The organism is Limibacter armeniacum, assembly GCF_036880985.1.
Taxonomy (GTDB): Bacteria; Bacteroidota; Bacteroidia; order Cytophagales; family Flammeovirgaceae; genus Limibacter; species Limibacter armeniacum.
Genome location: NZ_JBAJNO010000008.1, coordinates 2,488,271 through 2,501,102, shown reverse-complemented (window position 1 = coordinate 2,501,102; position 12,832 = coordinate 2,488,271). Strand labels below are relative to the sequence as shown.

The window sequence follows — 12,832 nt, the reverse complement described above, 5'->3', positions numbered from 1 at the left end:
AGAAAGCCCGAACAGCAGTTGATGTTCGGGCTTTTTTGTATCAATATATGATGGACTTATCTCTTATGTGAAAATAACCAAGGCAGCAATTCACTTTCTGCAAAGGCAGGGTCCCAACTGTTATGGTTTGCTTCAGGGTATTCAGTGTATTTCACTTCTGCATTCAAATCCTGTAATGCCTTGTACATGGTTCTGGAGTTTTCAGGCAAAACAACATTATCCTTGGCTCCGTGGAATAACCAGGTTGCAGTATTTTTTGCGTATTTTTTGGCAACATTAGTGTTTCCTCCTCCACAGATTGGGATAGCAGCAGCAAACGTTTTAGGATATGTTCCAATGGTTGCCAGTGTACCAAAACCACCCATCGAAAGCCCCATGACATACATGCTGGATTCATCTACCTTTTTTTCATCTACAAGGTTTTTCACCACATCCATTGCCATTTTTCCAGGTGTGTTCAGAAGATTTTTTGAAGGGAAGTTCAACTCTCTGGTTCCATCCTCATTTTTAGTGAAATCAATATTTGACCAAAAACTGCCTTCAGGACACTGGGGGAAAACAACTATAGCACGATACTTATCATAATTTTCGGGTTGTGTAAATAATGTACTTCCGTGCATCAACTGTTTCTCATTGTCATTGCCTCTTTCGCCAGCACCATGCAGAAACAGAATGAATGGGTATTTCTTGGTGCTGTCATAATCCTTAGGGAAAAGGATACGGTAGTTGAGGGTGTCGCCTTTTACAATATATTGTTTGGCCTCGTATTGAGGAGTGTCTTGAGCTGACACTGTACCAAACAAGCCTATTAGGCATACTAAAAGCGTAATCAGTTTTACAATTTTCATAGTGTAGTTATCAGTTTAGATTTGATTTATAAAAAAAGACAGACCCTCTAGAGAATCTGTCTTTTATATTGAAGTCCATCCAAGGTTGATTATTCAACACCTTTTGGTTCGCTACCTTTCCATCCGTAGAAGGCAATGTAGAGAATACCAATGAATGGAACCGTGAATGCTACATTTAGTGAAATTGAGTCAGCTACAAAGCCCATCAGAACTGGTAGCAATGCTCCACCAACGATCGCCATAACAAGAAGCGATGATCCTTGGCTTGTATGAACACCTAACTTGTGAATCGCCAATGTAAAGATTGTTGGGAACATCACTGAAAGGAAAAGACCAGTAGCGACCATTGCATATATTGCAGGCATACCTTCTAATGACATAGAAGTAACTATTAATGCAACACATGAAACAGAGAAAATAGTAAGAATGCTTGAAGCTTTGAATCTTGCAGATAAAGCTGATCCGATAAAACGACCTACCATTAGTCCTCCCCAAAAATAAGGTAGCCATTTTGCTGCATCAGCCTCTTCAATTGGAAGAGTTGATTTTTCCATTATGTAATTAACTAAGAAACTACCTATAGAAACTTCTGAGCCAACATACATAAAGATGGCAACCACACCCAAGATTAGGTGAGTAAAAGACCAAATACTTTTTTTAGAAGTCGTAGTTGTTTCTGTTTTAGGGGAGCTAGTATTAATAACAGGTAGTTTGACTAGTTTCATTATAACCGCCATAACTACAAGAGCAATACCAAAACTTACATAAGGACCTTGAATTGATGCCGCTGTTTTTGCTTCAGCTTCTAAAACTTGCTCTGGTGATAATGCCGCTAATTCATCTGCAGTGTAGAAAATAACATTTGCAAGGATGAAAATTTGTCCAAATTTAGAACCCAATGTCGTTCCCAAAGAATTGAGTGCTTGTGCTAAATTTAGACGGCTCGCTGCTTTTTCAGGTTTACCCAAAATAGAAACATATGGGTTGGCTGCAACTTGCAAAATGGTAATTCCGGAAGCCAATACCACCAATGCCATCAGGAACAGTGGAAATACTCTTATTTCAGCAGCAGGATAAAATAAGAATGTACCTGTTGCTGCAATTAAGAGCCCTAATACAATACCATTTTGATAGCCTACTTTTTCAATAATTTTACCTGCAGGAAGGGAAACTATAAAATAAGCAGCAAAAAAAGCGAACTGTACCAATGAAGCTTGGGTATAGTTCAAGTCAAAAAGACCTTTAAGGTGTGGGATTAGGATATCGTTCAACACAGTTAGAAATCCCCACATAAAAAACAATCCTGTTACGACGATAAAAGCAAATGTATTGTTTCCACCAGTCGTATTCTGTTGCTGAGGAGCAACTTTAGGTTCTACGCTAATAGCCATATCTGTTAAATATTTTAGTTATAAAGTTGATGAAAGTATAGCGGTTGAAAAAGCACTTAAACACACGATTAGTTTAATAAATTAATTTAGTAAGTGTACAAATATGACTTAAAAGCTTGCTTATTACCAAGAGGAGGAAAAATATTTTTTTGAAAAAATTATGTTCTTTAGACGAAAATATTGAAAGCGATTTTGATGTATAGATTGTTTTTAACTATCACAAATACAGTTGGTTGTGTCGTTGTGTATATTGTCAGTAATGTGTAAAAATCATGCTAAATTGGTATTAGAAAATGTATCATAGAAACCTTTAATTTATATACTTTCCTTTTACGAATTCCCCAAATCCAATATTTGTTCTGCAAACGTTTGTTGTTCTTCACTGTAAATCAGTTCTCCTTTTTGTAGAAACTTGTGTACGTTCAACAATTCTTCATAATTGGCTGTGTGTATGTGTCTTGGGATTTTGAATATTCGTTCATCTTTTTTGTCAAAAGGACATGGGACAGATGCTTTGAATAAGAAAGGCAGTAGAATTTTAGAACAACTGAAAGCAATTCTCTCTATCTCGTAATCATTGAAATGGTCTTGTAGCCTAGTGTTTATTTTCTCAAAAAAATTGGTGGTATTGCCTAACCTTACTCTTGACCCAGCCTTAGACTTGCCTCGGGTCTTTAAGTACTTGATCTGACTTTTCCCTTGCTTCTTGCGGACTCCATAAGAAGAAAAAGCTTTGTGGTCAATATTCTCAGTTCCTTCAAAGTAACCAATCGCACTGTTTTCTGTCTGGACCAGGACTATAAGGTAATTGACTATTGCATCTGGATGAGAGAACTTGTAGTGTATGGGGAGCCTCAGCTGAATTTCTAGCGCTTCATCCTTACCTGTGATCAAAAGTGTATGTTTCTCATGGTCATACTGATGGTGAAAAGTGTTATTTTGATAAAGGTTTTCTGCTATTGTGATCGCAGTTTCAGTAGAAATAAGGTGTCTTTTGGCTTCCATGGTTATTTGCTGATAGTGGTTGTATTTTTACATCAAAGCCGAAATATACAATAAGGCATGCTTATTCTATATATTAAGCAATCTGAAAAGTATCATCATCCAGTCCAATTCAAATCTAAAAGGTCGTGGGATTTAGTTGATAATGAAGGAGTGACAAATTTGTCACGCTGTGTGTTTCGAAATGAATTAAAGCGTAATTTCTAGTTCTGTCCTTTAGTTTTTACTTTTATCCATTCTTTATAATACAGAAATCAGCTTCACTATATGTCCGAGAATAAGAAAGCCACAGCGTTGGCATTGGAAAAGTATTTCAGTTTTACACACTTCAGGGATGGTCAGGAAGAAGTGATCGACCGGATTGTTTCAGGTGAGTCAGCCACAGCGATATTTCCTACAGGTTCGGGGAAATCTCTTTGCTATCAGCTGTCAGCAGTATTGCTGCCACACCTAACGGTGGTTGTTTCTCCTTTGTTGGCGCTTATTCAGGATCAGATGGATTTCTTGAAACGGAAAGGTATACCTGCTGCCCGTATAGATTCCACGCTTACACCAGATGAGGCGAACCAAATTGCTAATGGACTGAAAGCTGGTGAATATAAAATACTGTTTATTTCAGTTGAAAGGTTTAAGAATGAGCGTTTCAGAACATTCTTGCACTCACTCAAATTATCCATGCTGGTGGTGGATGAGGCACACTGTATCTCGGAATGGGGACATAATTTTAGACCTGATTACCTGAAGTTGCCACAGTATCGACAGGATTTCAATATTCCTCAAGTATTGTTATTGACGGCTACCGCAACCCCAAAAGTAGTAGCAGATATGTGCAAAAAGTTTGGGTTTCCTCCAGAAAATGTAACGGTAACAGGCTTTTACAGACCCAACTTGCATATAAGTATTGAGCCAACCAGTCACCAAGAAAAGCTTGCTAAATTGGCTACGCTACTTTCCGCTAAAAAAGAGGAGAGTAGTATTGTGTATGTAACGCTTCAGCAGACAGCCAATGATGTTGCGAATTATTTGGTTGACCAAGGAGTAGTAGCGGAGGCTTACCATGCAGGTATGAAACCTGATGACCGAAAAGCGATTCAGGATAGGTTTATGTCTGGAAAGTCTAAGGTGATTGTAGCAACGATAGCTTTTGGGATGGGGATTGACAAGCAGGATATCAGAAATGTGATTCACTTTGACCTGCCCAAATCCATTGAGAATTACAGTCAGGAGATTGGCAGGGCAGGACGTGATGGCAATGATTCGGAATGTATTGTATTGGCAAGTAGAGATAACCTGAATGTACTTGAAAACTTTGTTTTTGGAGATACACCTGAACTGGAAAGCATTCAGAAGGTACTGGAAGGAATCAAGGCTTCAGGTGACCGTTGGGAGATGCAGCTTTATCAGCTAAGTAATGACTCCAATATCAGACAGCTTCCATTGAAGACATTATTGGTTTATTTGGAATCGCTAGGGGTAATTCAGCCAATGTATAGTTATTATGCAGAGTATAGGTTTAAGGAGTTGATTCCTCGTGAGTCAATCATTGGCAAGTTTGAAGGCGAACGTCAAAAGTTTATCTGGAATGTATTTTCACACTCTCCTAAAGCAAAACTTTGGAGTGCCGTCGATATGGAAAAGCTGCTCAATGAAGAGAAGTATGATCGAAAGCGGGTGATCAGTGCGTTGGAGTACTTTGACTCAAAAGGGTGGGTCAAGCTAGAAGCGAAGAAAATGACGGAAGTATTCAGGGTACTGAAGCAGGATTTTGATCCTGAATCGACGGCAAAAGAACTGCATCAGCTTTTTGTCAATAAGGAAACTGGAGAGATTGACAGGCTGCACCATATGGTTGAGATGCTTGAGAGTGATCACTGTCTTACCAAATCTTTGTCTGAGTACTTTGGTGAAGAAACCGATTGGGCGAATTGTGGACACTGTTCTGTTTGTCAAACAGGAAAAGTAACACTTCCTGAAGCTCAGGAGTTGCCAAGCTTGGGCAGTATGGATGCAGGGGAGATTATAGGAAATGTAGAAAAGGTATTGAACAAGGTTCCGGCTGCCAGAACTGTAGCCTTATTTCTATGTGGAATTTCAAACCCTAAGTTTTCAAGAATTAGAAATAGACAGAAATCAGGGTTTGGCTTATTGGAGTCTTACCCATTCAAACAAGTAGAAGACTGGGTTGAGCAGCATTTGAATCAATAAGCTTAGAAAAAAATCAATAAAGATTTAGCTGTCCTGAGAGAGTTGGGACAGCTTTTTTGTTTTATAGAAAGAGAAATTGAAATCAATTTCACGAAATGAGTAGTTATTCATTTGAAATTTAAATAATAAATGACCGACTTGTGATATTTATAACTAAAAGTCAGTAATTGTGTTGATTTGATAAAAAATATGTATTTATCTTGAGAAGATTGTATATTCGTAAATACTATGTCTAGTTCTAACAAAAATAATAAAGGCGTTTTACGAAAGTAATTCAGTCACATTCAGGGTGAAAACAACCCTGCCCGAAAACTGAAAGCCAGTGAACCAATGGCTTACAGCGGCGTGTGTAGAGGTATATACAAACCTCGACTCTATTATTTTTTCCACTTATTCTATTTCCATTTCTATTATGAATTTGAAGAAAAACGAAAAGTTAAACACACTTGGATTGGTGAAAGATCGAATAGGCAAACCCTATGAAGATCTGGAGTTTCTCCTGACGTGCTTGAAAGAAGTATTGGAAGAAAACGGTGAAGCTGAGCTTGCCAAGCAAATTCCATGGATCAACGCTGAGTCTCCATCTTTGGATGGTTTCAATGGTGAGTTGATTCAACTTTACTCTCTCTGTTTCCAGTTACTTAACACGGTTGAGGTAAATGGTGCAGTACAGCACAGACGTAAGAAAGAAAATGACCAGTCTGTGGCAACCGTTCACGGACTTTGGGGTGAAAAGCTAGTTCAACTCAAGAAAGAAGGCTTCACTGGACCTCAGATTGTTGAAAAACTGAAAGACATTATGGTTGAGCCTGTACTTACTGCTCACCCAACGGAAGCTAAACGTACGACCGTACTGGAACACAACAGAAGTATTTACCTGTTGATGCTGAACCGTGAAAACCAGATGTACACCCGTTATGAGCAGGAGCTTAACAGGAATGACATCAAAAACATGCTGGATACCCTTTGGCGTACAGGAGAGATCTATATCGAGAAGCCAGAGGTGGAAGACGAATTGAGAAACGTTATGCACTATCTCAATAATGTTTTCCTGAAGGTATTGCCAATCTTGGACAGACGTTTTGAGCAAGCTTGGAAAGAGGCTGGTTTCGCGCCGGAACTGATTCAGAACGTAAACGACAGAGCACGTATTTCATTTGGTGACTGGGTAGGTGGTGACCGTGACGGACACCCTTTTGTAACGGATGAAGTGACACGTTCTACTTTGCATAAGCTAAGGCTTAATGCTATGATCCTGATTAGGGATGCCATTCTTCAACTAGTGAAAAAGTTAAGCTACTCATGTAAGTTTGAGGAAGCTGACAAGAAGTTGAAGAAGCGTATCAATGAGATCATGGCGGAGTTTGGCAGTGAGGCGCAACTGACTTTTGATAGAAACAAAGGAGAGGTATTCAGACAATACCTTGCGCTATTGATGCTGAAACTTCCAGTACATGTAAGCAGTGAACATGCTATTGGATTGATTGAGCACCCTCATTCTTATTTCTATTCTTCAGAGCTGAAAGATGACCTGTTGATACTGCAAGAGGCACTAGTGAAGTTTGGTGCCAAGAATGGTGCATATCAATATGTCAATGAAGCTATCAGGATAGTAGACACTTTCGGTTTCCATTTGGCAAAACTGGATATTCGTCAGAATAGTAGCTTCTATGACAAAGCCATTGCGCAACTGATGAATGCAGCTTCGATGGACGGTGACCGTTTCATCACATGGAGCGAAGAAAAGAGAATCGTATTCCTGAATAGCGAGCTTCAGTCCAACAGACCATTTACTCACCCAGATGTTCCATTGGAAAAAGAAGCGGACACCGCAACCAAGTGTTTCAGTGTGATTGCTGATCAGGTTAATAAATATGGACCGAACGGTATTGGGGCACTGATTGTCAGTATGACAAGAAATGTATCTGACCTGCTATCAGTTTACCTGCTTTGCCGTGAGGCGGGACTTACATTCCAGACAGAAGAAGGCTTGGTTTGTAAGTTGCCGGTAGTGCCTCTGTTTGAAACGATTGAGGACTTGCAGAATAGCCCTCAAATCATGCAGAGCTACCTTGACCACCCAATTACCAGACGCAGTCTTGAGTACCAACGTAAGGTAAATGGATGGGCGAAGCCTAAGCAAATGGTCATGGTAGGTTACAGTGACAGTAACAAGGATGGCGGTATCTTGGCTAGCCAATGGTCACTTTACCATGCACAGAACAGGCTTACAGAAGTAGGAGCCTACCGTGAGATCAACATGGTATTCTTCCACGGTAAAGGTGGATCGATCAGCCGTGGTGCGGGACCTACTAACTGGTTTATCAAAGCACTGCCACCGTCGTCACTGAACGGTTACATGAGACTGACTGAACAAGGGGAGACGATTGAGCAAAAGTATGCAAACAAGATGAACGCCAGCTACAACCTGGAGTTGTTGCAGGCAGGAACGGCTGCTGCTACCATTCGTGACACAAGACGTGACCCGAAAAACTATGAGTACAGTAAGATCTTCTCATGGTTAGCAGAAGAAAGCAAGCAATTGTATGTGGACTTGCTGAACCACCCTCACTTCATTACTTATTTTGCTGAGGCAACACCAATTGATGCTATTGAGTCTAGCCGAATTGGTTCAAGACCTGCAAGACGTACAGGTAAGCGAACATTGGGAGACTTAAGGGCGATCCCTTGGGTATTTAGCTGGAGCCAGTCACGTTGTAACCTAACCAGCTGGTTTGGTGTGGGAACAACATTGGAGAGACTGAAGAAGGAAAGACCAAAAGACTTTAAGACTTTCAAGGAAGGACTAAAGACAGATGCGTTCATCCGTTATGTCTTTACCAATATTGACACCAGTCTGGAAGCGACCAATGAGGAAATCATGGAACAGTACTCAACATTGGTAAAAGATAAAGAGGTTCGTTCATCTATCTTCAAGATTCTGTCTACCGAGCTCAAGAAAACACGTGCAATATTCAAGGAGCTGCTGGAACAGGAGTTTGAGGCGAGAAGAAGTAATCATTATCACTCAAACCTGTTAAGATCGGAAGCCTTAAAGCCTCTGCATAAGAAACAGATTACATTGCTTAAAAAGTGGAGAGATCAGAAGGAGAAACAGCCTGACTCACCAGAAACAGAATACACATTATTAAGTCTACTGGGATCAATCAATGCAATTTCAAGTGCACTGAGGACTACAGGTTGATTTAAATTATTTTCGAAAAATGTTGAAAGCCTGAAGTGTTCTTACTCCTTCAGGCTTTTTCATTTTATTAAAAAGTGACAGAAGTTACTGTATGCCATCATTTGAAAATAATAATTTTATTGAGCCATTAATCAGGGAAATAAATTATTGGAACTTCGGAATAAATTTGAAAAATATTTTTTAAAAATTTCGATTTTACCTGATGAGTCAAAATATTATTTTGTTATACTTTCTATATTGTGCGTATATCATTTAACGGTGTGAGTTTATTCAAAATTCGATCAATTATTAATCTGTAAATGAGTTAGTTAGTAATGCTTAAAAAGCACTAGGATACTTCTTCAACAGGTTGCAGAATCAATAGGACTTTCATACTTTTGTGCGCGTTGAACATTTTTAACATTTTTGGTCTAACAATCACAGACATAAAAACCTTATTAAATTGCAAGCGAACAAACCGAACTTGATGGAGGACGTTCTTTACTTTACTTTTGAGTTTGAAGGACTGGAGCCGAAAGAGCTTTTTACACTTGTAGTACTTGGATGCCTTTACGTACAGTTTGGCAGAAATGTATTGAAGGGGAGTGTAGCTGGCATTAACCACATGTTTAAATCTATCATTCAGCCACGCAACTATCGTGATATTATCAACGGAAAATAACTCCTGATAATAAGCCAAGTCCGTTTAATTCTGAACAATTCTGAATCATGTGAATTCATTATTAAACTTTTTGGTTAAATTTGCGGGCATTCAAACGATAGACATGCTTAGGGCATGGGAATCATTTAGAGGGTAAAGGAAAATCCTTTGTTCTTTAATCCTTGCTAACAACACAAACATATTCAAAAGGTAAGATTAAGATGGCTGAAATTAGCGAACTGAAGCGTATTGCGTCACAAGTTAGAAGAGATGTGATCAGAATGGTCCACAATGTAGGAAACGGTCACCCAGGCGGTGCTTTGGGATGTACAGACCTTTTCGTTCTGCTTTACTTCAAGCACATGGAGCACAATAAGGAATTCTCTATGGATGGCTTGAACGAGGACCTTTTCTTCCTGTCAAATGGACACATTTCTGCCGTGTTCTACAGTACGCTTGCTCGTGCAGGATACTTCCCTGTGGAAGAATTGAATACACACCGTAAGATTGATTCACGTCTGCAAGGACACCCAACTCCATATGAGCACCTTGAAGGTATCCGTATGGCGTCAGGTTCGCTAGGTCAAGGTCTTTCTGTTGCTATTGGTGCAGCGGAAACTAAAAGACTGAACAAAGAAGATAAGAATGTATATGCGCTGATGGGTGATGGCGAACAGCAGGAAGGTCAAATTTGGGAAGCTGCAATGTATGCTGCTCACAACAAACTTGACAACCTGATCGGTTTCGTTGATTACAACCTGAAGCAAATTGACGGTTCTACAGACGACGTACTGAGCTTGGGCGACTTGGCAGCTAAATACAAAGCATTTGGCTGGGAAGTATTCGAGTGTAACGGTAACGATATGGAAGAACTGGATGCGACAGTTACTGCTGCTAAAGCGGCTAAAGGTAACGGCAAACCAAAAATGGTTCTGATGCGCACTGAGATGGGTTACCCAATCGACTTTATGGTGGGTACGCACAAGTGGCATGGTGTAGCTCCAAACGCTGAACAAACTGAGATTGCTTTGGCTCAGCTTGAGGAGACTTTGGGTGACTTCTAATATCACCTATTCAAGATTGATTACCAGCTCTCTTGCTAAAGGCAGGGGATATGAAAATAAAGGTGCCTCAGCCGGAAATATCTGGTTGGGGCATTTCTTGTTAATTATCAGTAAGCTCAGGCAGCAAATAATATAGGATTATGATTAAGGTACAACACCTCGGGAAGGCATATGATGAGAAGGGTAAAGCTGCAATCACAGATGTCTCATTTGAAGTTGAGCAGGGAGAAATCTTTGCTTTGATAGGAGAGAGTGGTTGCGGAAAGTCTACAACGCTTAGGTGTATGGCGGGCTTGGAGCAGCCTTCTGAAGGTGAAGTGCAATTGCGAGGAGAAAGAATCATAGGTCCTTGGGAGCAGCTGATTGCTGGGCACCCTGATATTAAGCTGGTAGCACAGAGTTACGACCTTTTTCCAAATATGTCTGTTTGGGAAAACATCAAGCATCCTATCAGGAAATATACAAAAGAGTATCAGCAGTACCGTATCAGTGAGCTGATGCGCCTTTGCAGGTTGGAAGGTTTGGAAAATAAGACTCCCGAGCATTTGTCTGGAGGTGAGCAGCAGCGGGTTGCTTTTGCCTGTGCATTATCAGACGAACCAGCTGTATTGCTGATGGATGAACCGTTCAGTAACCTTGACATTCCTGTAAAGACAATGTTGAGGAGAGAAGTCAAAAGGATGGTGAAGGAGAGTGGTACGACTGTGGTTTTTGTATCACATGATACTTCTGATGCCTTAGCGATTGCTGATCGTGTTGCGGTGATGAAAGATGGAGAAATTCTTCAGGTAGGAACGCCAAAGCAAATCTATAGTGAACCTGCCAATTCATATATAGCAGGCTTTTTCCCTTATGCCAATATCCTAAGTTGGAATGATGCCCTGAATGTTCTTGACTTGTCAGACAAAAAAGCATCGGCGGTTTGTATTAGACCGGAGTCTGTAAGAATTTCAGTGGCTCATGACGAACAGAAAACTAAGGCAAAAGTGATAGATGTAGAATATGCCGGTGCAGATGACTTTCTGATTCTGGAGACCGTGAAAGGCACCAAACTGCATGCAAAAGCCAACGCATTTGAGTTTGATGAGCAAGATGATGTCTACATCCATATAGATGATTACTATCTACTTGATAAATAATCTTAAAAACAGAAAGCCTGCATAACTATCATGCGGGCTTTTTTCTTATAATTAAAGTCAAATGAATTATTGAAATCTGAATAAGTATATATGAAATTTCTTAATGTACTGACTTTGGTTTTGAGTGTAATGCTGATTGCCTCATGTCAGCAAGAGGCAAAGCAGTCTGTGGCAAATACAGAAGAAACATCTCTGACTACAGGAAAGTGGAGGGCCGAAATTGCTTTGAATGATGGCTCCCATAAGATGCCTTTCAATTTTGAAGTGATAGGAAATGGTCATGATCAGAAAATCTTTATCCTGAATGGAGAAGAACGGTTATTATTGAATGAACTTAATTTCAACGGTGATTCGGTAACGATTCCAATGCATATTTTTGACGCTGAGATAGTGGCAAAAGTGGAAGAGGGTAAGCTGACAGGAAATTACCGTAAGCCTGGCATTTACAGTTTACCATTTCATGCCGAGTTAGGGAACGATCGTTTTACAGATAATTTGGAAGTACCTGTAGCTGATGTATCAGGCAAATGGGCAGTAGACTTCCAAAAGCCTGATGGAAATTCCACATTTGCAGTTGGTGTTTTCGAACAGAAGGGAAACCAACTTACTGGTACCTTTATGACTCAGTATGGCGACTATCGTTTTCTGGAAGGTATCGTAACAGGGAAAGAGCTGAAGCTTTCCACTTTTGATGGGGCGCACATGTACCTGTTTGAGGCAACCATCGACGGTGATCAAATAACTCAGGGAGATTTTTGGTCAGGAAAGACTGGTCATAGAACATGGACAGCCAAAAGAGATGAAAATGTAGCGCTTCCTGACGCTTCAAGTCTGACGCACCTTAAAGAAGGGTTTGAAACGATTGATTTTACTTTCCCGAACATTGAAGGCAAGGAAGTTTCGATTAGTGATGAACGTTACAAGGGGAAGGTTGTAGTAGTCCAGATTTTAGGTTCATGGTGTCCTAACTGTATGGATGAGACGGCATTTATGGCGCCATTTTACCAGAAGTATAAGGACAAAGGCTTGGAAGTAATTGGGCTGGCATACGAAAATACTGATAAGCTGGAAGTAGCTGCCAAGAAGATGAAACGCATGAAGGATAGGTTTGATATTGGGTATGAATTGCTTTATGCCGGTCAGCCTAAACAGGCAGAAGCATCATTGCCAATGCTGGAGAAGATTGTATCATTTCCTACTTCCATTTTGATTGACAGAAATGGCAAGGTGGTCAATATACATACCGGATTTAATGGTCCTGGCACAGGAGAGTATTATGATCAGTTTGTAGAAGAGTTTACAGCTAAGGTGGAGCACTACCTTGCAGAAGCACAATAA

9 protein-coding genes are annotated in these 12,832 nt (G+C 40.2%); 6 read left to right on the top strand and 3 right to left on the bottom strand.

The annotated features are described in order from the left end of the window. Positions 1-56 precede the first annotated feature (56 nt). From V6R21_RS16175 to V6R21_RS16165, 3 genes are all read right to left on the bottom strand, one after another. Positions 57-848, bottom strand: coding sequence for a carboxylesterase family protein (locus tag V6R21_RS16175; protein WP_334244671.1), 792 nt, complete (start codon positions 846-848; stop codon positions 57-59). Between the two features lie 89 nt (positions 849-937). Then, positions 938-2,239, bottom strand: a complete 1,302-nt coding sequence (gene fucP, locus V6R21_RS16170; RefSeq protein WP_334244670.1) for an L-fucose:H+ symporter permease — start codon at positions 2,237-2,239, stop codon at positions 938-940. 330 nt (positions 2,240-2,569) lie between these two features. Continuing rightward, on the bottom strand, positions 2,570-3,244 hold the full coding sequence (locus tag V6R21_RS16165) for a hypothetical protein (protein ID WP_334244669.1): 675 nt from the start codon (positions 3,242-3,244) through the stop codon (positions 2,570-2,572). A 264-nt stretch (positions 3,245-3,508) separates the two neighbouring features. Here V6R21_RS16165 and V6R21_RS16160 point away from each other — a divergent pair, with 264 nt between their 5' ends. The 6 genes from V6R21_RS16160 (at position 3,509) to V6R21_RS16135 (ending at position 12,832) form a co-directional block, all read left to right on the top strand. Further along, positions 3,509-5,446: a RecQ family ATP-dependent DNA helicase gene (locus V6R21_RS16160; protein ID WP_334244668.1), complete on the top strand. Its 1,938-nt coding sequence runs from the start codon at positions 3,509-3,511 to the stop codon at positions 5,444-5,446. A gap of 454 nt (positions 5,447-5,900) precedes the next feature. Then, positions 5,901-8,651 (top strand): phosphoenolpyruvate carboxylase, encoded by a 2,751-nt coding sequence (locus V6R21_RS16155; protein WP_334244667.1) that lies wholly within the window; start codon positions 5,901-5,903, stop codon positions 8,649-8,651. A gap of 442 nt (positions 8,652-9,093) precedes the next feature. Then, positions 9,094-9,312, top strand: coding sequence for a hypothetical protein (locus V6R21_RS16150; RefSeq protein WP_334244666.1), 219 nt, complete (start codon positions 9,094-9,096; stop codon positions 9,310-9,312). A gap of 194 nt (positions 9,313-9,506) precedes the next feature. Further along, on the top strand, positions 9,507-10,355 hold the full coding sequence (locus tag V6R21_RS16145; RefSeq protein WP_334244933.1) for a transketolase: 849 nt from the start codon (positions 9,507-9,509) through the stop codon (positions 10,353-10,355). Between the two features lie 140 nt (positions 10,356-10,495). Continuing rightward, positions 10,496-11,494, top strand: a complete 999-nt coding sequence (locus V6R21_RS16140) for an ABC transporter ATP-binding protein (protein WP_334244665.1) — start codon at positions 10,496-10,498, stop codon at positions 11,492-11,494. 90 nt (positions 11,495-11,584) lie between these two features. Continuing rightward, complete coding sequence (locus V6R21_RS16135; RefSeq protein ID WP_334244664.1) at positions 11,585-12,832, top strand: peroxiredoxin family protein; 1,248 nt, start codon at positions 11,585-11,587, stop codon at positions 12,830-12,832.

Excerpts from the sequence above, each read along its gene's own strand:
- V6R21_RS16175 (WP_334244671.1), bottom strand. The coding sequence starts at position 848 with ATGAAAATTGTAAAACTGATTACGCTTTTAGTATGCCTAATAGGCTTG.
- fucP (WP_334244670.1), bottom strand. The coding sequence starts at position 2,239 with ATGGCTATTAGCGTAGAACCTAAAGTTGCTCCTCAGCAACAGAATACG.
- V6R21_RS16165 (WP_334244669.1), bottom strand. The coding sequence starts at position 3,244 with ATGGAAGCCAAAAGACACCTTATTTCTACTGAAACTGCGATCACAATA.
- V6R21_RS16160 (WP_334244668.1), top strand. The coding sequence starts at position 3,509 with ATGTCCGAGAATAAGAAAGCCACAGCGTTGGCATTGGAAAAGTATTTC.
- V6R21_RS16140 (WP_334244665.1), top strand. The coding sequence starts at position 10,496 with ATGATTAAGGTACAACACCTCGGGAAGGCATATGATGAGAAGGGTAAA.
- V6R21_RS16135 (WP_334244664.1), top strand. The coding sequence starts at position 11,585 with ATGAAATTTCTTAATGTACTGACTTTGGTTTTGAGTGTAATGCTGATT.